The following is a 24,270-nucleotide window of genomic DNA, read 5'->3' as shown; positions in this document are numbered from 1 at the left end:
CAATATAAAGTTAATAAAATTTACAATGAAAAATAAACCCATTTTAGGATTAAGAATTAATGTAAATTTATATCAGGATTAATAACAAAAAGTGTAAACTTTTTTCAGGACGAGACACTGTGTTAATTTGTTCAATCCGTGTTATCTGTGTTCTATTTTAAGATGTGTCCAGACGGTAGACTTCCATCGGGGCTAAAAACCGTGCATCGGACCACTTTTTCATTCCGACGAAGGGGGAATCTCATTCGATGAATGCTTTCTAAAGAGCTTTCCGCTTGGTTAAAAGGACAAGTTTTGCAAAATTTTTGGATGTGAAAGAGTTAAATAAAAGCGGCAATGTTTAGTATTTCAGGTTAAAATAATATATTTGTAAAAAATATAACAAATTTCAATAAAAAAGTTACAATGATAACAATAGTAGATCAATTCGGAATGAAAGAGGCATTGGCGCAATTGGGTGTAAAAGCCATAAACGAAGGAACATCAACAGGAATAAACCATTTTTCAAACGGTGAAATTCTGGAAAGTTATTCGCCAGTTGACGGTCAATTAATAGCATCAGTAAAAACTTCAACCGCCGCCGATTACGAAAAAGTAATGCAAACTGCAACCGAAGCTTTTAAAACATTTAAATTGATGCCAGCACCACAACGTGGGGAAATCGTGCGCCAGTTTGGAGATAAATTACGTAAAAACAAAGAAGCTTTAGGCAAATTGGTTTCCTACGAGATGGGAAAATCATTGCAGGAAGGATATGGAGAAGTTCAGGAAATGATTGATATCTGTGATTTTGCAGTTGGATTATCCAGACAATTACACGGATTGACCATGCATTCAGAACGTCCGGGACATAGAATGTACGAGCAATACCACCCAATGGGCGTTGTTGGAATCATTTCGGCATTCAATTTTCCAGTAGCAGTTTGGGCTTGGAACACAGCACTGGCTTGGATTTGTGGAGACGTTTGCGTTTGGAAACCATCAGAAAAAACACCACTTTGTGGAATTGCATGTCAAAATATTATTGCTGAAGTAATCAAAGAAAATAACCTTCCAGAAGGAATTTCTTGTTTGATAAACGGAGATTATAAAGTGGGTGAAATGATGACTAATGATAGACGTGTACCATTAATTTCAGCAACCGGTTCAACTCGTATGGGTAAAATCGTGGCACAAGCTGTTGCGGGTCGCCTTGGAAAATCATTATTGGAATTAGGAGGGAACAATGCGATAATAGTAACACCAGATGCTGATATTAAAATGACTGTTATCGGTGCTGTTTTTGGAGCAGTGGGGACGGCAGGACAACGTTGTACTTCAACTCGTCGTTTAATCATTCACGAAAGTATTTATGATAAAGTAAAAGATGCCATTGTTTCGGCTTACAAACAATTACGCATCGGAAATCCATTAGATGAAAACAATCATGTTGGTCCGGTAATTGACAAACATGCCGTTGAAATGTACAACAAAGCGTTAGAAAAAGTGGTTGCCGAAGGCGGAAAAATCCTTGTAGAAGGTGGCGTTCTTTCGGGTGAAGGATACGAAAGTGGCTGTTATGTAAAACCAGCGATTGCTGAAGCTGATAACAGTTTTGAAATCGTTCAACACGAAACATTTGCACCGGTATTATACTTATTGAAATATTCCGGTTCCGTAGAAGATGCCATTGCTATTCAAAACGGAGTGGCTCAAGGGTTATCATCTGCGATTATGACGAACAATTTGCGTGAAGCAGAACTTTTCTTATCCGTTACAGGTTCTGATTGCGGAATTGCAAACGTAAACATAGGAACTTCAGGTGCGGAAATTGGTGGTGCTTTTGGTGGAGAAAAAGAAACAGGTGGCGGACGTGAGTCTGGTTCTGATGCTTGGAAAATCTACATGAGAAGACAAACCAATACAATCAACTATACAACGAGTTTGCCATTGGCACAAGGAATAAAATTCGATTTGTAGGATAACAAATAATCATAAACTAAAAAAGGCCATTTGATAGTTACATTTCAAATGGCCTTTTTTTATTTTATAAACTGCTTCGTGAACTTCACGAGAAATCTTTGTGCTTAAACCATTCTACATATTAAACGAAGCACCAATATTAAAAGTAAATTGGTTGTTTAAATGATTAAAAACTTCAGAATTGCTGTCGTATTTTGCTATCGGGAAACCAGCTTCGGAATAAATTCCAAATCCTTCCGAAAAGAAATAGCGCATACCAACGTGTCCGCCAAAGTTTTTAAGCCCTAAATTCAATCCTGGATAAAAATCTAATTTCTCATCAACTTTTAAAACGTTTCCAAGATTAGCATTAATTCTAAATTTAGCATCAAAACGATCTTTGAATTCTGGTTTTTCGCCTAAAACTTCTTTTACGCCCAATAAATAAGATCCAACAAATCCGTACGATAAGTTTTCGCCAATTCCAAAATCAGTAGATACTTGAATTCCTGTTCCTCCGTTTTGAATATTAGCTCCTACATTAAATTTTGCATCGCCTTTTCCTTTAAAAGCTTGTGCGTTTATCAAACTAAATGACAGCAATAATGCCAGCGTAATAATCTTTTTCATACTCTTGAGATTTAATAATTTCTTGCAAAAATAGTTTTTTTTAAACTAATTCCTACCTTTTTCACTTGGATATAAAGTTGGTAAAGGTTCGCTCTGCCAGAATTCTTTTGTATCAACATCCATAATAGTTAAAGAACCTTTGAAAGCGGCGCCGGTGTCTATATTCCAAATACAGGCCATTTGAACCGGAGTGGTTTCGCCAATTCGAGAAACAGGCGTGTGACCAATGTAAATTTCATTGTATAATGTGAATCGTTTGGGATACAATAAATCATCGGATTTCATGTTTTTATCCAATGCCAAAGCGGTTTCCCACAAGGTTCTGTCCCAATAAAAAAGCTTTGGAAAATATTCGAAATCGATGCCATTCATATTGGTAAAACCGGCGTGAATAAACAAACGGTTTTGTTCATCAAGATAAAAATTTTCCAGTGATTGGAGGAATTCAATATGTCTTTTCTTGGTCTCCGCATTAGTTTTTTCATACGCAATAACCGTTGCTTCGCCTCCATGTTTGTACCATAAAAGATTGTCTTTGCTGTCGTTAAGCCAGTGCAGCAGTAATTCATCGTGGTTGCCGCGAATAAAAACACAATTGTTTTTGGCACTCAATTCAATTAAATAATCAATTACCTGAGGGGACTGGCTCCAGCCATCAACATAATCTCCCAGAAAGATTAAGGTATCTTTTGTAGTTACGTTGGCTCTTTCCATAATTTGGTGTAGCGCATGCAAACCACCGTGTATATCGCCTATGACGAGTGTTCTCATTTCTTATTATCTCAATTTGTTCTTTTACAAAAATAGCAGAAAAGAGGTTTGTTTTTATAATTTTTTTAAACTTCTAGCTTTCAATATAGTTAGAATGAATTGCCGTTGGTTTTAACCAACGGATAGGTAGGTTTTTATTAGTATTGACTTTAACCAAAACAAAGCGATATTTTGACTAAAGCCAATGAGAATTGCTTTTTTGCGTTCCGTTGGTTAATACCAAAGGCAATTCAAATCATAGTGAATCATACTTCTTATTCCGAAGCTAATGTGAGAGGGATAACATTAAATGGCATTATTCAAATTTTTATTTCAGTGCTGCAAAAAAATCACTGTTTTTGGTGATAGTTTGATAAAGTATTTTAGGTTATTTTTACCAAAACTTAAAACATATATAAGATGAATGCAGTTCTCGCTTTGTTGCTTCTATTGACCAGTTTTGTATGTCAAGTAATAAATGAAATTATAGTTTGGTTTGCGGCATTGTGGTCGTAAATACTTTGTAAATAATCTGTAATTTATTAAAAAGATTGCTTTTTAATATTTCACTGCACATCATATTTCATCTTTCTCAAAATCCGTAATGCTTCTTTAAACGACAAATACACTTGCGTAAAAGGTTTCAAAAGCAGTTTGGCATCAATCAGTTTTTGTTTGGCTTCTTCAAAACCGTTGAGGTAACAAATCATGAAGGTGGAAGGCAGGTTTTCTAAATCTTTGTGTTCCCTTTCGGTTAACGAAAGCCCTTTTTGTAGTTTTTTTAACAAAGCAATATTGGAATTATAAATATGAAACAGCATTTTCTTGTTGAATTCCGGCGGCTGAAAAAGCATCTCTCTTTCTATTTTGTAATAGCCATTATCATGAAAATGAATCGTTTGTTTTTCTAAAGGATAGTAGCTTGTTTTGTCATTCAAACCCAAAGGAACATATTCAATAATGGTGAAAGTATCTTCATCGAAAGTGATTTCGACCACATCCTGAGCCGAATAAAAAAGCTTGATTTGTTCGTTTATCAGTTCAATATCAACACGCGACAAATAGGTTTTGTCACGTGATTTTTTGGCAATTCCTGCCCAGCAAATCACAAACAATTCCTTGAATACTTTATACTTTGGCGCCATATCCTTGTGGCGAAAATTCATGAAATCAATCACGCCATCGAGTGTGTATTCAATGCTGTTTCTGGAGTTATTTTCGATTCCAATTACGGTTTCCGTGTTCTGGTAATTCTTTTCGATTTCGCCTTCAATGGGCATCGTATTACTGCCTCGTCGTATAAAAATACTGTTGGCAGGAATCGTGTGAATTCCTTTTTTGAAATGGGAAGTTTTGCTTTTTGGCTTGACCGTTACCAGTCCGATAACTTTATCTTTTGGCAAATTAGGGAAAGGCACATTTTCGTACTGAATTTTTGGTGGATTTTCCAGATAGGCATTTACTAAATTCTGAATCCTGCTATCGTCAAAAAAGTCATCACCCACAATGGCATTGTCCTGGTCCTCAACTCCAACCACTATATAAGAATTATTAGTGGGATTAGAATTTGATAAAGCACAAATGTGCTTCAGGAATTTTGCTTTTCCCTCGCGGGTATGCAAATTCAACTGACGCTTTTTGTCATAAAAACTGCTCTCGTCATTGTGGGCAAGGAGGTTTTTAATAAGAATGCGTTTGTTAATCATTGTTAAATTTTGATTAATTGAATTGGAAACGTACTAGACGGGAATTTTATACGTTTTAAATTTACTAATTTTGTACGTATAAAACGCACTAAAAATAAATAACTAAAAAATATGAAAAACATGAAAAATATTAAATTTTACGCGTTAAGCCTTTTTGTGATAGCATTCGTAAGTCTGTTTTTTGCAAGATGTGACAATAATAACGATTCGGCACAAACGTCAAGGGTTACGGTAAGAATGGTTGATGCTCCAGGAGATTATGACGAAGTGAATGTGGAAGTGTTGGATGTTTTGATAAAAAACAGTCTAAACTCCGATGATCAGGGATGGGTAAGCATTGGAGATGAAACCCAAGTAGGAGAAGGTAAAATTTATAATTTGCTGGAATTAACAGGGGGAGTGAATGCTTTATTGGCAGATAACTTGGTTCCTTCTGGAAATTTGGGGCAAATTAGATTGTTGCTTGGTGACGAGAACACAGTAGTGCTTAAAGACGGTACAGAAGAAATTCCCTTGAGGACGCCCAGCGCCCAGCAATCTGGTTTGAAATTAAAAGTTAACCAAACCTTAGAGGCAGGCAAAACCTACGAGTTCTTATTGGATTTTGATGTGGAGCATTCTGTTGTCAAAGCGGGAGGGTCTGGAAATTATAACTTGCACCCGGTTATCAGAGTTTCCACAAAAGAAAATACGGGTGGTATTAAGGGCAAAATTACTAGCCCATCTCCATTTCCAGCTGGGTTTGCGGTTTCAGTATCAATTCCTGTAGAAGGCGGTACCATTGAAACAGCTATGAATACGGATACGGGCGAATTTCAATTAAACGGAGTTCCTGCTGGAACGTATACGGTAACGTTAGATCCCGGAGCAACTTCTCTATATGCTGTAAAAACAATTGCAAACGTAGTTGTGGTCAATGGAGCAATTACGGATGTGGGTGATCAAGCTTTAGTTTTAAAATAAGTTAAGATAATTACGATTTTGGATAAAAAAAACAGCTGTATTTTCAGCTGTTTTTTTTTGTTTTAAAAACAATTTATATTGTCTATAAGGGTGGTTAAGTGACGAATAACAAATGTTCAATGTTGAAATTTGTTAACTGAACACTGCGACTGAACACTGTCAATTTATTACGGAACTGGATTTCCGGCACTTTCTGTCCAAATGGCAAACCAATCTTCTTTTTCCAATTCTAATTCGACCGCTTTCATCAACGATTGAATTCGGGCCACATTTACGGTTCCGGCAATAGGAATGACTTTTGCAGGATGTTGTAAAACCCAGGAGAGCAAAATTGTATCGGAACCCAAATGGTACTTTGAAACTAATGTAGCCAATAATTTTTTCAATCGGTGGGTTTGTGGAATATCTTCCCTAAAAACACATCCCAACGGATTCCATGACATAGGACGAATGTGGTTGGTTTGCATATAATCAAAACTTCCGTCAACCATAGGTTCAAAGTTGGTAGCCGAAAATTGCACCTGATTGTAAGTGATTTCCGTTTTCTGACGAATCAATTCTGTTTGCGAAGAAGTGAAATTAGAAAGGCCAAAATCAATAATTTTTCCATCGGATTTTAGTTTCAAAACAGCTTCGGCAATTTCATCCGCCTGCATCAAAGGACTGGGTCTGTGAAGCAAAAACACATCCAGATAATCGGTGTGTAAATTTTTTAATGAATTTTCAACGGACCAAATAATGTAGTCTTTCGAATACTCATAATGTTTTATGGTATTGGTGCGATTTTCCGTCACCATTTGGATGCCACATTTAGATATGAGTTGCATTTTTTCTCTGGCTATTTTACTGGAAGCAAATGCTTTTCCAAAATCAGATTCCGTGGTATAGTCACCATATATATCCGCATGATCAAAGGTGGTAATTTTGTTTTCTAAACAGATATTTATCATGTTTTCCATTTCTGTTGTATTGAGATTTTTATCCCAAATTCCCCAATTCATGACACCTGCTACAATAGGTGATAATTTTGTTTTACTCATGGTTTTTATTTTTTATTGAAATGCTTAATTCTTCGATTTCAAAGTATATTTTTCAAAGTTCTTAAAAATAGGTAAATTCTATCATAATTCATCCTTAAAATTAGGGCATTTGTCAAAGTTTTAACCATTTTTTAACATCTTACTTCTAAAAAAAAATTCAATTTGCACTCTCAAAAGTAAGGCATTAAACACACGGTTTTAAAAATAATAAAATGGAAGAAAATACAGCGACTTTAGACATCAGAGCAATCAATGAAAAAATTGAAAGAGAGAGTGCTTTTATAGACCTTCTCACTATGGAAATGAACAAGGTTATCGTAGGTCAAAAGCACATGGTGGAGCGTTTGTTAATCGGACTTTTGGGTCAGGGACATATTTTGTTGGAAGGAGTTCCCGGATTAGCAAAAACTTTAGCGATAAATACCCTTTCACAAGCGGTACACGGATCTTTCAGCAGAATACAATTTACACCGGATTTATTGCCTGCCGATGTTGTTGGGACAATGATTTACAACATCAAACAAAATGAATTTTCGATAAAAAAAGGACCAATTTTCGCTAATTTCGTCCTTGCCGATGAGATTAACCGTGCGCCAGCCAAAGTACAATCGGCATTGCTAGAAGCGATGCAGGAAAAACAAGTGACTATTGGCGATACAACTTTTAAACTAGACCGACCATTCTTGGTTTTGGCTACGCAAAATCCAATCGAACAAGAAGGAACATATCAATTGCCTGAAGCACAAGTCGATCGTTTCATGTTGAAAACGGTTATTGATTATCCAAAAATGGAAGATGAACGGTTAGTGATTCGTCAAAACTTAAAAGGAAGTTATGAAAAAGTAAATCCTGTAGTTTCAGTAGAACAAATTTTACGTGCTCAAGAAGCGGTTCGTGAAGTGTACATGGACGAAAAAATAGAAAAATACATACTTGATATCATTTTTGCCACGCGTTACCCAGAGAAATACAAATTGGCCGATTTGAAACCATTAATCAGTTTTGGAGCTTCGCCACGTGGAAGTATCAATTTGGCGAATGCCGCAAAATGTTACGCCTTTATCAAACGTCGCGGATATGTAATTCCAGAAGATGTTCGTGCTGTAGTTCATGACGTATTGCGTCACAGAATAGGAGTTACCTATGAAGCCGAAGCCGAGAATATTACTTCAGTGGATATCATTAACAAAATCGTAAACGAAGTAGAAGTACCATAAGAATAGTATTCAGTGTTCAGTTTTTAGTGTTCAGTCTAGGTCGTTTCAAAAATATTTGTTGTTAAATAATTACAATGTAAAAAACTTTGGACAATAGACTTAACACTAATTATTAGGAAAGACTGACATAAATTAATTAACTGAATACTCTTACTGATCACTCAAAAAAATGGATACAAAAGAGCTTTTAAAAAAAGTACGAAAAATAGAAATCAAAACCCGAAGATTGAGCGATCATATCTTTTCGGGAGAATATCACACCTCTTTCAAAGGACGTGGAATGACGTTCAGCGAAGTGCGCCAATACCAATACGGGGATGATATCCGTGCTATTGATTGGAATGTAACTGCACGTTATAATGAAGCACACGTAAAGGTTTTTGAGGAAGAACGTGAATTGACCATGATGTTAATGGTTGATATTTCGGGTTCGGAAAGTTTTGGTTCGAAAAACCAATTCAAAAAAGACGTCGTTACGGAGATTGCTGCAACAATGGCTTTTTCAGCGACTCAAAACAATGATAAAATAGGTTTGATTTTGTTTTCAGATGAAATAGAATTGTATATTCCACCCAAAAAAGGAAGATCACACGTATTGCGAATCATTCGGGAATTGATAGAATTTCAGCCTAAAAGCCGTAAAACAGATGTTGCCCAAGCCTTGAAGTTTTTATCGGGAACCCAAAAAAAGAAAGCCATCGTATTTGTAATTTCTGATTTCATGTCGGAGGATTATGAACAGACATTAAAAATAGCTTCCAAAAAACACGATATAACAGGTATTCGGGTTTATGACATTCGAGAAGAAAAAATACCAAATTTAGGGATGGTTTCCATGCTTGATGCCGAAACCGGAGAAATAGAATTGATTAATACTGGTTCAAAATCGGTGCGAATGAATTATGAAAAACAGTATCACGATAAAGTAAACTATTTTAAAGAAACATTCAGTAAATCAGGTTCAGGTGTTGTAAACACTAGAGTTGATGAAAGTTATGTCACTAAATTATTAGGCTATTTTAAATCGAGATGATGATTTCAGATTGTTGATTAACGATTTTTGATTTCAGATTTTGTTGGGATGGAGCAATGATTTTAAATTGAAGATTAACGATTTTAGATTTTGTTGAAGTGGAAAATTGATTTTAGATTGGAGAAATAAAAATAGAAAGTGAGTAAGTGAATAAACAAGAATTAGAAAATAGATTGATAGATCTTGCGGCGATAATAATAATTGTTGCAGGTAAATTTGAAAAAAACTATGCTGGAAATCATCTGGCAGGACAAATAATTAGATCTGGAACTTCACCCGCTTTAAATTATGGAGAAGCGCAAAGCGCAGAAAGCAGTAAAGATTTTATTCATAAAATGGGTATTTGTTTAAAAGAATTAAGAGAAAGTTTTGTTTGTTTGAAAATTATTGAAAAATCAAATTTAATCTCAGATTTAAATAATTTATCGATTGCAAAAACAGAAGCCAATGAGTTAATTTCTATTTTCGTATCAAGTATTAAAACAGCTAAAACAAATCTGAAATAATTTAGATTTTCGATGTTAAACGAATAGAAGTTTCGGGAGAAATCTGAAATCAAAAATCGTTAATCTTCAATCAAAAATCAAAAGGTTTCAATAATAAAAGATGAAAAAACAATTATACCTACTATTATTGCTGCTTTCTACGGCTGTTTTTGCACAACAAAAACAAGTAGTCACAAGTATTGATACGATTAAAAATAAAATTGGTGCTGAATTTAAACTATCAATAAAAACTACTGTTGACACTTCGTCTAAAGTGATTTTTCCAAACCTGAAAAACTTTGGCGCTTTAGAGGTAATTCAGTCCTATCCTATTGATACCATCAAAACGGATGGCCGTTATGAATTGGTGAAAAAATACGGTTTAACCCAATTTGATTCCGGTAGATATGTTATTCCAAGCATAAAGATTTTTATCAACAGCAAACCGTTTCTAACGGATTCGCTTTCGGTTGAAGTGGCGAATGTTCAGGTGGATACTTTGAAACAAAAAATGTTTGATATTAAGGATATCGCTGCTGGGGACAATTCTATAGGCGATTGGTGGAAATATCCTTTAATACTGGCATTGATTGTTGGAATTGGAGCATTGGTTTATTGGTACATTAAAAAACAACAAAAGAAAAAGCTGGAAGAGGAAATATTCAAAACGCCAATTGAGAAAGCCACAAGTTTGCTGGATACTTTAGAGAAAAAAGAACTTTGGCAAAAAGGAGAAGTCAAAGCCTATTACAGTGAATTGACGGATATCGCCAGAAATTATATCGAAGAAGCAATTGAAATTCCAGCGATGGAAAGCACTACATCGGAACTGATTCAGGGACTTAGAGCGGCTTCTGTCAAAAAGAAAATGACGCTTTCTCAGGAAACAATTGAAAATCTGGAACGTGTTTTGAAACAAGCCGATTTAGTGAAATTTGCCAAATCTAAACCATTGGATTTTGAAATTACCGAAGATAGAAATAAGATTCAAAAAGCAATTCTGACATTAGATAGCTCCATTCCAGTGGAAGTTCCAGTAGAAGAAGATACTTTATTGAATGAGGCGCAAAGACAAAAACAGATACAAATTCAATTGCAAAAAAAGAGGAATAAGCGTATTGTTACTGCAGTTGTTTCGGTTGTCTTTTTAGTGGTGGCAATCACGACTTTTTTCATTGTTCTCAAAGGATTTGATTATGTAAAGGACAATATTTTTGGCCATCCTACTAAAGAATTATTGGAGGGCGAATGGGTGAAAAGTGATTACGGAAACCCAGGTGTTATTATAGAAACACCAAAAGTGTTGAAAAGAGTTGATCTGACCAAAACGCTGCCTAAAAACGGAATGGCTTTGATTAAAGAGATGCAATCTTTTGCATATGGAAGTGTTGTAGATCCTTTTTACCTTATGGTTTCTACTTTAAAATACAAACAGGAGACAGAAATAGATTTGGCAAAATCAATGGACGGTGCATTGCAATCATTTGAAGCTCAAGGAGCCCAAAACATGATTGTTAAGCAAGAGGATTTTGAAACCAAAGAAGGAATTAAAGGATTGAAAGCCTACGGAACATTCTCGCAAATTGATGGCGATAATAAAGCGAGCGTTAAAATGTATTATGAAGCATTATTGTTTAGTCAAGAAGGCGGATTACAACAAATTTTACTCTTCCATGAAGAAGGGGATAGGTATGCAAATGAAATATCAGAACGAGTTTTGAACTCTGTCGAATTAAAACAAGCAAGTAAATAATGGCTAAAGTAACTTTTTTAAACCCAGAATTTTTTTGGTTGTTTCTTCTGATTCCAGTCGCAATTGTCTGGTTGTTTTGGAAAAAGAACCAACAATCAGCAACGTTAAAAATAAGTTCAATACAAGGATTTAAAGGCACAACTTCTTATTTAACAAAGCTGAAGCCAATATTGAATGTGTTTCGAGTGTTGGCTTTATGTTCTTTGATTGTTGCAATGGCAAGACCAAGAACGGTTGATATAAGCAATAAAACTAAAACTACGAAAGGAATTGATATTGTTATGGCAGTTGACGTTTCCGGAAGTATGCTGGCCAAAGATTTGAAACCAGATCGAATGCAGGCGCTTAAAAGATTAGCTGCAGATTTTGTTGAAGAAAGACCAAACGATAGAATTGGATTGGTGGTTTATGCTTCTGAGGCGTATACAAAAACGCCGGTAACAAGTGATAAAGCCGTTATTCTGGACGCTATCCAAAGTATAAAATACGATAACATTCTAAAAGACGGAACAGGAATAGGAATGGGATTGGCTACTGCTGTAAACCGTTTGAAAGACAGTAAAGCCAAAAGCAAAGTGATTATTTTGATGACTGACGGGGTTAACAATGCGGGATTTATTGAGCCAGACACAGCCTCGGATATCGCCAAACAATACGGAATAAAAGTATATACTATAGGAATAGGAACAAACGGAATGGCAATGTTTCCGTACGCAGTTGCACCAAATGGACAATTTCTTTTTCAAATGATGAAAGTTGAAATTGATGAGCAAATGATGAAAAAAATTGCAAACAATACGGGTGGAAAATATTTTAGAGCGACGAGTAATAGCAAGTTAGCCGAAATTTATGCAACAATAAACAAACTGGAAACTACAGAAATTGAAGAATTAAAATTCTATGATTATGATGAAAAATTTAGGCCATTTGTATGGTTTGCAGGTTTTTTGTTATTACTTGAGATAGGATTGCGAAATACAGTTTTTAAAAGCTTTATATAATGTCAGTCGTAGTTTTCAGTCGTAAACTGCAACTAAAAGGAAAAAAATGGAATTAGACGAAAAAAAATATTTATACCTCCTTTTTATACTACCCATTGTGGCGCTGGTTTTTCTAGTTAATTTATATTGGAAAAGAAAAAAACAACGCGAATTTGGAGATTTAGAGATCGTAAAAAAACTAAGCCCGGAAAGCTCTGTTTTTAAACCAGTTTTGAAGTTGGTATTGTTATTATTAGCATTACTTGGACTGATTCTTGGATTGGTAAATCCAAAGATTGGTACTAAAATGGAAACCGTAAAGCGAGAAGGAATTGATATTGTTTTTGCAATGGATGTATCCAAAAGTATGCTGGCTGAGGATGTAGCACCCAATCGTTTGGACAAAAGCAAGCAAGTTGTCTCGCAAATTATCAATCAATTAGGGAGTGATAGAATAGGAATTGTCGCTTACGCCGGAAGTGCCTTTCCCGTATTGCCCATTACGACAGATTATGGTGTTGCAAAAATGTATTTGCAAAGCATGAATACTGACATGGTTTCATCTGTAGGAACATCGTTCAACGAAGCAATCAAACTGTCTACGACTTATTTTGATGATAAAAAAACGAGTAAGTTATTGATTATGATTTCCGATGGTGAAGACCATGCCGAAGGAGCAGAAGAAGCTGCAGAGGAAGCTAATAAATTAGGTGTAAAAATCATCACAATAGGAATAGGAACTGAAAAAGGAGGTGCCATTCCTTTGAAAAGAAACGGCATTATCGAAAGTTTTAAAAGGGACAATAACAATGAAGTGGTTATTACCAAATTAAATCAAGAAAGTCTAAAAGCAATTGCAAAAGCCACAAAAGGCGGTTATGTGAACGGAACGAATACTAAAGAAGTGCTGGAGTATGTGAAAAACGCATTAAATAATATTCAAAAAACCGAATTTGAAGCCACACAAATGGCCGACTTTCAATCGCAATTTCAATGGTTTTTAGGTTTTGCTTTTGTTTTCTTATTTCTGGATATTTTTCTTTTGGAAAGAAAAACAAGCTGGGTAAACAAATTGAATTTATTTAACGAGAATAAATAAAATAGAATGACAAAAATGTATTTAGCTTCGTCTCCCTCTCCTTTGGAGAGTCCTGACGCTTCGGGAGGGGTGAGGAAAAACATAATTTTACACCTGTTATTACTTTTTTCTTTTGTTGTAAACGCACAACAGAAAGACAGGATATTGCCTAAAGCAAACGAGGAATATGCTGAAAATAAATTTGTGGATGCCGAAGCTAATTATAGAATTTCGGATTCAAAATTTCCGAATAAAACAGTTGCGCCTTACAATTTAGGGAATGCTATTTATAAGCAAAACCAAGTTGCAGAGGCTAAATTTGCTTACGCAAAAGCATTGAAAAACGCTAAATCAAGACCTGATAAACACCAAGCATTTCATAATTTAGGAAATGTTTTCATGAAAGAAAAGGATTATACGCAAGCAGTGGAAGCCTATAAAAACGCACTGCGAAATGATCCTGCTGATGAAGAAACTCGTTATAATTATGCTTTGGCAAAGAAAATGCTAAAAGAAAATCCGCCAAAGGATGATAATAAGAAAGACGACAAGAAGAGTGATAAAGAGAAGAAAGAGGATAAAAAGGACGACAAGAAAGACGGCGAAAAAGATAAAAAAGATAAAAAGGATAAAGAGAAAAAAGACGACAAAGGAGATAAGGACAAAGATAAGAAAGAGCCTAAACCAAATGAGAATGGGGAACCAAAACCGGCGCCTGGAGGAATCTCTAAAGAACGTTTAGAAAATCTTTTGGATGCGGTAAATAAGGAAGAAAAGAAAGTTCAGGATAAAGTGAATGCCCAAAAAGTAAAAGGAAAACCAATGAAAACGGAGAAAGATTGGTAATTCAATTAGATAATTTGAAAATGAAAAGATTTATAGCAGCGATTGTTTTAATAGTGTGCAATTCACTTAGCGCTCAAGTACAATTTGAGGCTAGGGTAAGTAAAACCATGCTAGGCTTAAATGAAAGACTTCGTATTGATTTTATAATGAATGTAGATGGAGATAATTTTAATCAGCCATCTTTTGAAGGATTTAGAATTATTGCCGGACCAAGTCAGCAGGTTAGTCAGTCGTGGGTAAACGGAAGAAGCTCCTTTGAGAAAGTGTATTCTTATTTCCTTTTGCCAAATCAAAAAGGAACATTAGTTATCAAGCAGGCCGCTATAGAGTACAATGGACAAATTTATAAAACGTCACCTATAAAAATCAATGTTACTGCGGCAACGGAACAGCCTAGAGATCCTAACGATACTCAAGTTTCTGCGGATGACAATATCTATCTTGTGGCGGATGTTTCCAAGACAAATCCCTACATCAACGAACCTATTACGGTGGTTTATAAATTGTATTTCAGTTATAATATTGGAATTACCAATTGGCGAGAATTAAACAAACCAAAGTACAACGACTTTTGGAGTCAGAACATCGATATCAAACAGCTTGTTGCTGAGGAAGGCATGTTTAAAGGGCAAAAATACCGTTATGTGGTATTGAGAAAAACCGTTTTATATCCGCAAAAATCCGGAAAGTTAGCAATAGAACCTTTGTCATTAGATATTGATGTGCAATTGCCTACAAATCGCAGAGATATGTTTGGACGTGTAATTGTTAATGAGGGTAACAAAAGAGTTTCTGCAGGAACAAAAACAATAACCGTTAAACCACTTCCTGAAGTAGGAAAACCAGAAGATTTCTCTGGAGCTGTTGGGAATTTTAGTTTTAAAGTAACACCATCAAAGACCGATTTAAAAAACGGAGAAAGCCTTGATTTGGTTGTAAGTGTGACTGGAAAAGGGAATATGAAACTATTCAGCTTGCCAAAACCGGTTGTGCCAAATGCGCTGGAAATGTATGATGCGGTTCATAATGAGCAAGTGAATACACCGCTTTCAGGAATGTCAGGAAAAATTTCTGATAGTTATACTATTATACCACAGTACAAAGGGGATTATCCTATAAAACCATTAAAGTTTTCTTATTTTGATTTGGGTTCAGAAACCTATAAAACACTAAGTTCACCAGAGATAATGATTAATGTTCTCGATGGTCCTACAGCTTCGGATGCTACTACAGCTTCGAATTCAGGGGAGAACAAAAATAAAATTACAAACGTTGAACAATTCAAATTCATCAAGTTAAAAAGCAATCTTTTGACTATAAATAAGAAGGATTTCTTCGGTTCTAATTTATTCTACGGATTGTTATTTTTCCCATTTCTACTATTGCCTTTAATAGTATTATTCAAAAAGAAAAAAGAGGCTATTGATAGTGATGTTTCTGGAAACAGAATCCGAATGAATAATAAATTGGCAAAGAAATATTTATCGGAAGCCAAAAAACAAATCAACAACAAAGAACCGTTTTACATTGCCCTTGAAAAAGCGATGCACAATTTCCTGAAAGCTAAATTACATATTGAAACTTCAGAAATGAGCAAGGATAATATTCAGGAACTTTTGTTGTCCCGAAATGCTAATCCAGAAGCAGTAAATGATTTTATTGCACTTACTGAAAACTGCGAAGTAGCACGATATGCACCATCGTCAAGTGTTACGATACAACAGGATTTTGATAAAGCGGTATTTATAATCTCCGAGTTAGAAAAACAGATATAGCATACTTTTTCAAAGACGCTAAGGAAAAAAGCTGATTGAAATTAATTATTGAGTTAACAAACTTTGCGCCTTTGAGTCTTCGTGGCAAAAAAAAAACAGAAGTCGTGCCTTCGGGTAAAAATTAATAAAAATGAAAAATATTTTATACATACTCTTACTTTCAACCCAAGTTTTCTTTGCTCAAAATGGCTTCGAAAAAGGAAATGCATACTACGAAAAAGGGAAATATGAGGAAGCTGTTACAGCTTACGAAAGTGTTTTGAAAGACAACAAACATTCGTCAGAATTGTATTTTAATTTGGGAAATGCGTATTATAAATTGAATAAAGTAGCACCTTCCATTTACAATTATGAAAAAGCATTAGTGCTCAATCCAAATGATAGCGAAAGTATCAACAACTTAAAATTTGCTCAAAAAAGAACCATTGATGAAATTAAAGTAGTGCCAAAAGTTGGTTTTGGAAAGTTAGTCCGTGATTTTACGGGAATCTATCATTACAATACCTGGGCGTGGATTTCTGTTGGACTTGCAACATCATTCTTATTGTTTTTTCTGGGATATTATTTTTCACAAACAACAGTATCCAAAAGGATTTTCTTTTTTGGAATGTTTGTACTTATTTTTCTGATTCTAATCAGTGTTTCATCAGCGATTTTCGAGAAAAGCCATTTTGATACTGAAAAACCGGCTATTGTTTTTGCCGAAATAGCAGATGCAAAAAGCGAACCCAGAAATGGAGGTCAGGCAATCTTTATGTTGCACGAAGGGACCAAAGTGTACGTGGAGGAAATCATTGGAAAATGGAAAAAAGTGCAATTAACGGATGGAACCGAAGGTTGGATTGATAGTACCGCGATAAAGGAAGTGAAGTAGGTTTAGTAGGCAGTGGTCAGTTTTTTAGTGTTCAGTTGTGATACTAAATAAAATCGTCTGGTTCTTTCAATTTTTCGAGAGTTAAAAAATAATAGCCCATGGTTTAAACTGGGCTATTGTTTTTTAAGGATGCATTTATCTAATTGATTCGAAAATAGAGTAACCTTAACGGACCCAGAACTGACCACTATTTGCTTGACTTCACGTACCATTTCTCTATGGAAGGATACATAAATCTAGCTGTTTTTTGGATGGGATTATAAAATAGAGATTTATCCAATGTCTCTTTTTTGGCTATAAAATTATGATAATTTATTTTTTCGAAAACAGCGAATACAATACCTAATATCAAAACAGTTTTTAAAACCTTAAAAAATCCACCACCCAATTTGTTAATCCAACCTAAATAAGCAAAATCCGCTATTCCGGTAAGGAATTTTCCCAATAATGATATTCCAATCACAACAAGGATAAAAGTGAGCACAAAAGCAATCACTTGAATGGTATGGGGATTCCAATGAACAAATCCTGCCAACAGTCCTTTTATAAGTGAGGAAAATTTTATGGCAAAATAAATCCCGACTATTATTGAAACTAAAGAAGCTAATTCAACAAAAAGACCATTTCTAATGCCTTTATACAAAGCAAAGGCAAGTAATCCACCCAAAACGATATCTAAAAAACTCATAATTATATTTTATAAAAGAAAAAGTGCAAATATAAAAGAATTGTTCGGTATCAATTGCCAAATTTCAAGTTCTTATCTTTGTCAAAATAATTCGATTACTATTTTTGAAAATCTACAATCAAAAGTCGTTAATCTGCAATCAAAAATAAAAATGTCAAGAGACACACAACTTAAAGAACGCTGGGAACAGCTTGTAAATATACTTTCTAATCAATTTTCTCAAGGGGAAGATTTAGATCTCGATGCTATTATTTATCTGATTGGAGTACAAGAACTCGGGAAAGTACATAGCGAATACAAGAAAGACGAAAAATTAAACCTGATGCACATCGCGATTTGCAGGTTATTAGAGCCTTATGGATTCTATGAATTCGAATTTTTTGATGAAGAAGGATGGCCTCATTACAAAGTAAAAGAGGAATTACCGCCACTAAAAGCGGGAGAACAATCGGTTTTAATGAAAGAAGCTATTGTTAATTATTTTATTGAAAGAGAACTAATTTCGTAGTTTGCAGTCTCAGTCTCAGTTTTCAGAACGAATCTACTGAAAACTGAGACTGAAAACTGAAAACTTTTCCCTAAATTTGCACTCTCAATTATTGGATGAAAATGATAGACAAGATAAAAGAATATATTGGCGAAGCACAAGCTTTCTCAACGCAAAATACAGTAGATTTAGAAGCATTCCGAATTAAATTTCTTGGAAGTAAAGGGCTTTTAAAAGAACTTTTCGCTGAATTCAAAAACGTTCCTAACGAACAAAAAAAAGAATTTGGTCAAGTAATCAATTTGCTTAAAACTTCTGCCGAAGATAAAGTAAAAACCATACAAGAAGCTTTAGAAAGCAAAGAAGAAATCAAAGGGTTGCACGGGGATTTGACGCGTTCAGCTGAACCGATTACTATTGGTTCCCGTCATCCTATTTCATTGGTAAAAAACCAAATTATCGATATCTTTTCGAATATTGGTTTCAATGTTTCCGAAGGTCCTGAAATTGAAGATGATTGGCATAATTTCACCGCATTAAACCTGCCAGAATACCATCCGGCACGTGACATGCAAGACACGTTTTTCATCCAAACCAATCCTGATATTTTGTTGCGCACGCACACATCATCCGTTCAGGTGCGTTACATGGAGAACAACAAACCGCCCATTCGTACGATTTCTCCGGGAAGAGTTTTCCGTAATGAAGCCGTTTCGTCGCGTTCGCACTGTATTTTTCACCAAGTGGAAGGATTGTATATAGACAAAGACGTTTCTTTTGCCGACTTAAAACAAACGCTTTTGTATTTTACCAAAGAGATGTTCGGAAAATCAAAAATCCGTTTGCGTCCGTCTTATTTCCCGTTTACTGAGCCAAGCGCTGAGGTTGATATTTATTGGGGTCTGAAAACAGAAACCGATTATAGAATCACCAAAGGAACCGGTTGGCTAGAAATCATGGGTTGTGGAATGGTAGATCCTAACGTTTTGAAAAACTGTGGCATTAATCCTGACGAATACAACGGTTTTGCATTCGGAATGGGAATTGAAAGGATCGCCATGTTGTTGTATCAAATCGGCGATATCCGTATGTTCTACGAAAATGACGTTCGTTTCTTAGAGCAATTCAAATCAAGCATTTAAATATTTAAGAATGTTGATTAACGATTTCTGAAGGATTTAAAATCTGAATTCAGAAATCGTTAATCTTATATCTAAAATCAAAAATATGAAATCCGACATCATCATCCCCGAAGTAGAAAACGTATTCCTTGCTGCAGTTCAGGAATGGAGCGACGATTTCATGGAAAAAGTATGGTATGCCTATTTAATAAACGATAGTGATTACCTTATAGAAAGTGTAATGGTCGTTTCCAAAGCTTTTGGAACCATAGACGGCGAAATGAAAAAAACATCACTTTTGCGTCATGCTTTTGTGGAAGTGCCGCCAGTTTCAGTGATCAAAATAGAAATGATAGAAAAAAGTGTTCTGGCACTTAACAATGAATTTATGTTGACTTATTTCATCGGGGATAAATTGCACGACAAAAAATTCATTTTTAAGGCACATTCCATCCATGAAGATTTTGTGGAAGAAGTGCCTATTTTATTCGTTGACGGAGTTATTGTGAGGTAAATTAATTTCGGTTTCAAGCCGAATTAAAAATAATTATAAAAACAAAGGCACTATCTTTATGTAGATTAGTGTCTTTGTTTTTTGTTAGACTTGAAGAAATTCTTCTGTTTTACTATTTTAATAATGATGTAATTACTAATCTAATTTATCGGTCAGGGCCTTAAAGACAGTTTTAGCATCCTTTCCTTCATATAGAATCTCGTAAACGGCATCTATAATTGGTGTTTTAGCACCGTAGCCTTGATTGAGTTTATAAGCACTTTTAGCGGCATAATAGCCTTCGGCAACCATGCTCATTTCCATCATCGCTGATTTTACCGTGTAGCCTTTACCAATCATATTCCCGAACATTCTATTTCTGGAGAATACAGAGTAACCCGTAACCAATAAATCGCCTAAATAAGCTGAATCATTAATGTTACGTTTCATTTTATGAACTTTCTTGATGAATTTTCTCATCTCTCGAATCCCGTTACTCATCAACACCGACTGGAAATTATCACCATAACCCAATCCATGGGCCATTCCAGCTGCAATTGCATAAATATTTTTTAGCATGGCAGCATATTCGGTTCCTATAATATCATCTGTAATCTTCGTTTTGATGTAATTTCCAGATAAATTCTTAGCAACAATTTTAGCTTTTTCATCATCGCCACAGGCAATAGTCAGATAAGACAATCGTTCCATAGCAACTTCTTCTGCGTGACAAGGACCGGTAATTACACCTATATTATAATAAGGAATATCATATTTAACGTGGAAATGTTCGCCAACAATCAAACTCGTTTCGGGAACGATACCTTTTATTGCTGAAAAAATAATTTTGTCTTTCAATGAAACCGTCAATTTCTCTAATTCAGCATCTAAAAAAGCAGAAGGAATTGCAAAAATGATGTAATCAGCATAAGCCACAGCCTCATTTATATCACTGGTGAGTTTCAGTTTTTTGACATCAAATTCAACGGAACTTAGATAATTTGGATTGTGTTTGTAGGTTTTAATGTGTTCTATAGCAGCTTCATTACGCATATACCACGAAATCTCCGAAAGATTTACACATAGCATCTTTGCAATCGCTGTTGCCCAACTTCCTCCGCCAATCACTGCAAATTTTATATTTTCGGTCATTTTTTTATTAAATTTAATCAAAAGTACTTAAAAAAGTAGTGATTATACAAATAAAATTGGAACAAGAAATTGGCATTCTAAGAGTTTTCAAAAGGGTATTATTAGTAACAAAAAAAATAATTTTACTTTTTTTGTTTTTTAACACAATATATATATTCAATTTGCGTTGTATATGATTATAAATTAATCATTTAACAATTATAATGCATATTGAATTAGTTGGTTTTGTTTTAGTATTTTAAAAGGCGTTCCCATTATAAATAGGAGAACGCCTTTTTATTTGTGCCAATGTCAATCAGCATCAGTATTATTTGAATTAATAACTCATTTCAACAATTGACTTCAGTTTTTCTAAAGTAATGTTTTGTTTTTCGCCCAATGCTATCCAACCTCTTTCTTCAAAGCGATTGACAATAAAATCAGCCGTATGATCAAACTCATTGGTGTAATCAGATAATTTGGTTTGCATTCCCATAATATGATAAAATTCTACCGTTTTATTGATGGCTTCATTCGCAATCTCATCTTCACTTCCGGTTAAATTAAAAATACGTTTCCCGTATTGTGCTAATTTTCCTTTTTTGGTTTCAAACATTACTCGGAATAAATTTGGACCTACAACTGCCAAAGTTCTGGCATGATCGATTTCGTATAAAGCCGTTAATTCATGTCCAATCATGTGTGTAGCCCAATCAGAGGGAACTCCTTTCTGAATTAATCCGTTCAAAGCCATAGTGCAACTCCACATAAAATTAGAAGCCAAGGCATAATCTGTAGGTCTTTCAACCACTTCAGGGCCAACTTGTATTAAAGTTTGCAGGATACTTTCTGCAATTCGGTCTTGAAGATATCCTTCATGTGGATAGGTTAGATATTGCTCTAAAACGTGGACGTAAGCATCAACAACACCATTTTGCAATTGTCTTTTTGGTAAAGAGGCTATTACGGTTGGATCACAAATAGAGAATTTTGGAAACATAGCAGAACCACCAAAGTCTAATTTTTCCTGAGTGGCTTCAATCGTAATTACAGCACCAGAATTCATTTCGGTTCCCGTTGCAGGTAAGGTCAAAACAGTTGCAAAAGGGACTACTTTTGAACCTTCTGTAAACATGATTCTCTTTTTAAGAATATCAATTGGATTTCCGTCAAAGTGTACGGCTGCAGATATGAATTTTACTCCGTCAATTACCGATCCACCGCCTACAGCAAGAATAAAATCGATGTTTTGTTCTTTAATAATCGCAACGGCTTTCATTAATGTTTCAAAACGCGGATTGGGTTCTATTCCGCCAAATTCAACAATGTCAAAACCTTTTAGATTGTTGATTACTTGCTCGTGAATTCCATTTTTAAAGATACTTCCACCACCATAGGCCAATAATATTTTAGCGTCTTTAGGAACTAGTGTAGCTAATTTTTCTATTTGTCCTTTACCAAAAATTAAGTTGGTAGGATTGTATAATTCAAAATTTAACATGTTTATTTTTTTGCGTTTAATTGACCTAATATTTTTTCGGCAACAAGTTTAGAGGAAGCTGGATTTTGTCCTGTAATTAATAACCCATCTTCAACGGCATACGGATGCCAGTCTGCAACTTTGCTATACGTAGCGCCGTTATTCTGTAAAACATCTTCTAATAAAAAGGGAACCACTTTAGTTAAACCCACCGCTTCCTCTTCGGTATTAGAGAATCCGGTTATTTTTTTACCTTTCACTAAAAATTCACCATTTACTTTTACATTTTTCAAAGCTCCAGGAGCATGACAAACGAAACCAACTGGTTTATTGTGTGTGTAAAAAGATTCAATCAATGCGATTGACGTTTTGTCTTCGGCTAAATCCCAAAGTGGACCGTGACCTCCTGGATAAAAAACCGCATCATAATCTGCTTGATTTACATCCGATAATTTTTTTGTGTTTTTCAGTTTAGCAAGAAGCACAGTGTCGCTGTCAAATCTTTTGGTGTCTTCTGTCGCAGCTGATGAATCTTCACTTTTTGGGTCAATAGGTGGCTGACCTCCTAGTGGTGTTGCAATATCAATTTGTACTCCTTTATCCGCCAAAGCGTAATAAGGTGCCGCTAATTCTTCGGTCCAAAACCCTGTTTTTTCTCCTGTGTTACCTAATTTATCGTGACTGGTAACCACAAATAATACTTTTTTCATACCTTTTTTATTTATTTTTTGTGCCGTTGTAGTGATGCAACCCGCTGTTAATGCTATAATGGCAAATAATACAATTTTCTTCATGACTGATTTTGTTTGTACAAATTTAGGGCGAATATGCTATTAATAAGAATAATTTAAATTATGTTTGTGATAAATATATTTATATCATGGTAAATCTCGAATGGTACAGAACCTTTAAATCGGTTTACAAAAACGGGAATTTTTCTTTGGCTGCCAAAGAATTGTTTATTAGTCAACCTGCTGTTAGTCAGCAAATATCAATGTTGGAGGCGCATGTAGGCTATAAACTTTTTAATCGAAAGTCGAAAGGCGTGGAACCAACGGAATATGCTAAGTTACTCAATAATCTAATCATCGAGGCTTTAGACCGATTGGAAAATGTGGAGTATGGTTTTCGTGCCAAAGCGTTTGATGCAAACCGATTGATTTCAATTGGAATTTCGAAACACTTGATGAGCAGTTTGGGAAGTTGTTTGATTTCAAAATTTGATTTTATCGATTTTAGCTTTCATGAAAATGACACACTTTTTGAATTGGTAGATTCTAAAAAACTTGATTTTGGTGTTGTCACCAAAAAATACGATACGTTTGACACAATTCAGAAAAAGGTTGGTGAAATCAAACAGGTCATTATAGGTTCAAACACTATTGATGCCTCCGAATTAAAATCAAATATTAAAATCAAAGATTTCACGGCAATCGAACATTGGTTAAACGATCAAAAATGGTTTAGTCACAATGCACAAATCCCACACATCAAATTGTTTTGGTTGTATGTTTTCAACAAAAAAAGACCTTCGATGGTTCCCAATTATATTATTCCATCCGAATATGAAATGCTCGAAATACTTTCTAGAAATACTGGAATTGGAGTAGTTTGGGATATAAATGCAAAGGATTTTATTGCAGAAAAAAGAGCACAATTATTATGGAACAGCAAGCAAATGCCGAGCACGGAAGTGTTTTTATTATCAGGTAAAAATGAGAATCTGAGTACTATTTTCGAAAATATTGAAACAGAATTGAAAAGGGTGTTGAAGTAGTTTTCTCATAAAACACTATAGT

Annotated in this window: 23 protein-coding genes; 15 read left to right on the top strand and 8 right to left on the bottom strand. The window is 34.9% G+C overall.

The window, feature by feature from the left end:
• Window positions 1–405: 405 nt before the first annotated feature.
• The gene (locus tag ACNO7W_RS07165) at window positions 406–1,959 is read left to right on the top strand and encodes an aldehyde dehydrogenase family protein (protein ID WP_417937572.1); all 1,554 of its coding nucleotides are present in this window, start codon (window positions 406–408) and stop codon (window positions 1,957–1,959) included.
• Window positions 1,960–2,076: 117 nt separating this feature from the next.
• On the opposite strand, the gene ACNO7W_RS07160 is transcribed toward ACNO7W_RS07165, so the two are convergent.
• The 3 genes from ACNO7W_RS07160 to ACNO7W_RS07150 all read right to left on the bottom strand — a co-directional run bounded on the left by ACNO7W_RS07160 (window position 2,077) and on the right by ACNO7W_RS07150 (window position 5,027).
• On the bottom strand, window positions 2,077–2,571 hold the full coding sequence (locus ACNO7W_RS07160; RefSeq protein ID WP_143386942.1) for a DUF6646 family protein: 495 nt from the start codon (window positions 2,569–2,571) through the stop codon (window positions 2,077–2,079).
• Between the two features lie 45 nt (window positions 2,572–2,616).
• Window positions 2,617–3,342, bottom strand: coding sequence for a metallophosphoesterase family protein (locus ACNO7W_RS07155; protein ID WP_143386943.1), 726 nt, complete (start codon window positions 3,340–3,342; stop codon window positions 2,617–2,619).
• Between the two features lie 545 nt (window positions 3,343–3,887).
• Entirely contained in the window at window positions 3,888–5,027 is a 1,140-nt protein-coding gene (locus tag ACNO7W_RS07150) for an ATP-binding protein (protein ID WP_417937571.1), read from the bottom strand.
• Between the two features lie 120 nt (window positions 5,028–5,147).
• Here ACNO7W_RS07150 and ACNO7W_RS07145 point away from each other — a divergent pair, with 120 nt between their 5' ends.
• Window positions 5,148–5,990 (top strand): DUF4382 domain-containing protein, encoded by an 843-nt coding sequence (locus ACNO7W_RS07145; RefSeq protein WP_417937570.1) that lies wholly within the window; start codon window positions 5,148–5,150, stop codon window positions 5,988–5,990.
• Between the two features lie 167 nt (window positions 5,991–6,157).
• Here the strand turns inward: ACNO7W_RS07145 and ACNO7W_RS07140 are convergent, their stop codons facing one another.
• Window positions 6,158–7,030, bottom strand: a complete 873-nt coding sequence (locus ACNO7W_RS07140) for an aldo/keto reductase (RefSeq protein ID WP_417937569.1) — start codon at window positions 7,028–7,030, stop codon at window positions 6,158–6,160.
• A gap of 212 nt (window positions 7,031–7,242) precedes the next feature.
• Here ACNO7W_RS07140 and ACNO7W_RS07135 point away from each other — a divergent pair, with 212 nt between their 5' ends.
• From ACNO7W_RS07135 to ACNO7W_RS07095, 9 genes are all read left to right on the top strand, one after another.
• Complete coding sequence (locus ACNO7W_RS07135; protein ID WP_131990630.1) at window positions 7,243–8,247, top strand: AAA family ATPase; 1,005 nt, start codon at window positions 7,243–7,245, stop codon at window positions 8,245–8,247.
• A gap of 169 nt (window positions 8,248–8,416) precedes the next feature.
• Complete coding sequence (locus ACNO7W_RS07130; protein WP_417937568.1) at window positions 8,417–9,280, top strand: DUF58 domain-containing protein; 864 nt, start codon at window positions 8,417–8,419, stop codon at window positions 9,278–9,280.
• A 146-nt stretch (window positions 9,281–9,426) separates the two neighbouring features.
• Window positions 9,427–9,786 carry a four helix bundle protein gene (locus ACNO7W_RS07125; protein ID WP_417937567.1) on the top strand — a complete coding sequence of 120 codons (360 nt, stop codon included), beginning with the start codon at window positions 9,427–9,429 and terminating at the stop codon, window positions 9,784–9,786.
• A gap of 100 nt (window positions 9,787–9,886) precedes the next feature.
• Window positions 9,887–11,518, top strand: coding sequence for a hypothetical protein (locus tag ACNO7W_RS07120; RefSeq protein ID WP_417937566.1), 1,632 nt, complete (start codon window positions 9,887–9,889; stop codon window positions 11,516–11,518).
• Window positions 11,518–12,519, top strand: a complete 1,002-nt coding sequence (locus ACNO7W_RS07115) for a vWA domain-containing protein (RefSeq protein WP_143386950.1) — start codon at window positions 11,518–11,520, stop codon at window positions 12,517–12,519. The genes ACNO7W_RS07120 and ACNO7W_RS07115 overlap by 1 nt, the downstream gene beginning before the upstream one ends.
• 46 nt (window positions 12,520–12,565) lie before the next feature.
• On the top strand, window positions 12,566–13,597 hold the full coding sequence (locus tag ACNO7W_RS07110; protein ID WP_143386951.1) for a VWA domain-containing protein: 1,032 nt from the start codon (window positions 12,566–12,568) through the stop codon (window positions 13,595–13,597).
• Between the two features lie 15 nt (window positions 13,598–13,612).
• Entirely contained in the window at window positions 13,613–14,422 is an 810-nt protein-coding gene (locus ACNO7W_RS07105; protein WP_417937575.1) for a tetratricopeptide repeat protein, read from the top strand.
• A 20-nt stretch (window positions 14,423–14,442) separates the two neighbouring features.
• Window positions 14,443–16,197 carry a BatD family protein gene (locus ACNO7W_RS07100; protein WP_417937565.1) on the top strand — a complete coding sequence of 585 codons (1,755 nt, stop codon included), beginning with the start codon at window positions 14,443–14,445 and terminating at the stop codon, window positions 16,195–16,197.
• 130 nt (window positions 16,198–16,327) lie between these two features.
• Window positions 16,328–17,071: a tetratricopeptide repeat protein gene (locus ACNO7W_RS07095; protein ID WP_417937564.1), complete on the top strand. Its 744-nt coding sequence runs from the start codon at window positions 16,328–16,330 to the stop codon at window positions 17,069–17,071.
• Window positions 17,072–17,258: 187 nt separating this feature from the next.
• Here the strand turns inward: ACNO7W_RS07095 and ACNO7W_RS07090 are convergent, their stop codons facing one another.
• Window positions 17,259–17,759, bottom strand: a complete 501-nt coding sequence (locus tag ACNO7W_RS07090; protein WP_417937563.1) for a CvpA family protein — start codon at window positions 17,757–17,759, stop codon at window positions 17,259–17,261.
• 151 nt (window positions 17,760–17,910) lie between these two features.
• Here ACNO7W_RS07090 and ACNO7W_RS07085 point away from each other — a divergent pair, with 151 nt between their 5' ends.
• The 3 genes from ACNO7W_RS07085 to ACNO7W_RS07075 all read left to right on the top strand — a co-directional run bounded on the left by ACNO7W_RS07085 (window position 17,911) and on the right by ACNO7W_RS07075 (window position 19,881).
• Window positions 17,911–18,267 carry a hypothetical protein gene (locus tag ACNO7W_RS07085; protein WP_143386955.1) on the top strand — a complete coding sequence of 119 codons (357 nt, stop codon included), beginning with the start codon at window positions 17,911–17,913 and terminating at the stop codon, window positions 18,265–18,267.
• A 101-nt stretch (window positions 18,268–18,368) separates the two neighbouring features.
• The gene (gene pheS / locus ACNO7W_RS07080; RefSeq protein WP_417937562.1) at window positions 18,369–19,388 is read left to right on the top strand and encodes a phenylalanine--tRNA ligase subunit alpha; all 1,020 of its coding nucleotides are present in this window, start codon (window positions 18,369–18,371) and stop codon (window positions 19,386–19,388) included.
• Window positions 19,389–19,473: 85 nt separating this feature from the next.
• On the top strand, window positions 19,474–19,881 hold the full coding sequence (locus ACNO7W_RS07075) for a hypothetical protein (protein ID WP_143386957.1): 408 nt from the start codon (window positions 19,474–19,476) through the stop codon (window positions 19,879–19,881).
• Between the two features lie 135 nt (window positions 19,882–20,016).
• Here ACNO7W_RS07075 and ACNO7W_RS07070 read toward each other — a convergent pair whose 3' ends face one another.
• The 3 genes from ACNO7W_RS07070 to ACNO7W_RS07060 form a co-directional block, all read right to left on the bottom strand.
• The gene (locus tag ACNO7W_RS07070) at window positions 20,017–21,012 is read right to left on the bottom strand and encodes an NAD(P)H-dependent glycerol-3-phosphate dehydrogenase (RefSeq protein ID WP_143386959.1); all 996 of its coding nucleotides are present in this window, start codon (window positions 21,010–21,012) and stop codon (window positions 20,017–20,019) included.
• Window positions 21,013–21,328: 316 nt separating this feature from the next.
• Complete coding sequence (locus ACNO7W_RS07065) at window positions 21,329–22,492, bottom strand: iron-containing alcohol dehydrogenase (protein ID WP_417937561.1); 1,164 nt, start codon at window positions 22,490–22,492, stop codon at window positions 21,329–21,331.
• Between the two features lie 2 nt (window positions 22,493–22,494).
• Complete coding sequence (locus ACNO7W_RS07060; RefSeq protein ID WP_417937560.1) at window positions 22,495–23,265, bottom strand: type 1 glutamine amidotransferase domain-containing protein; 771 nt, start codon at window positions 23,263–23,265, stop codon at window positions 22,495–22,497.
• A gap of 86 nt (window positions 23,266–23,351) precedes the next feature.
• Between ACNO7W_RS07060 and ACNO7W_RS07055 the strand changes: the two genes are divergently transcribed.
• Entirely contained in the window at window positions 23,352–24,248 is an 897-nt protein-coding gene (locus ACNO7W_RS07055; protein ID WP_417937559.1) for a LysR family transcriptional regulator, read from the top strand.
• Window positions 24,249–24,270 lie beyond the last annotated feature (22 nt).

The organism is Flavobacterium sp. ZB4R12 (genome assembly GCF_048276375.1).
Taxonomy (GTDB): domain Bacteria; phylum Bacteroidota; class Bacteroidia; order Flavobacteriales; family Flavobacteriaceae; genus Flavobacterium; species Flavobacterium gawalongense.
The sequence above is the reverse complement of the archived record's forward strand: the minus strand, read 5'-3'. Positions and strand labels throughout refer to the sequence as shown.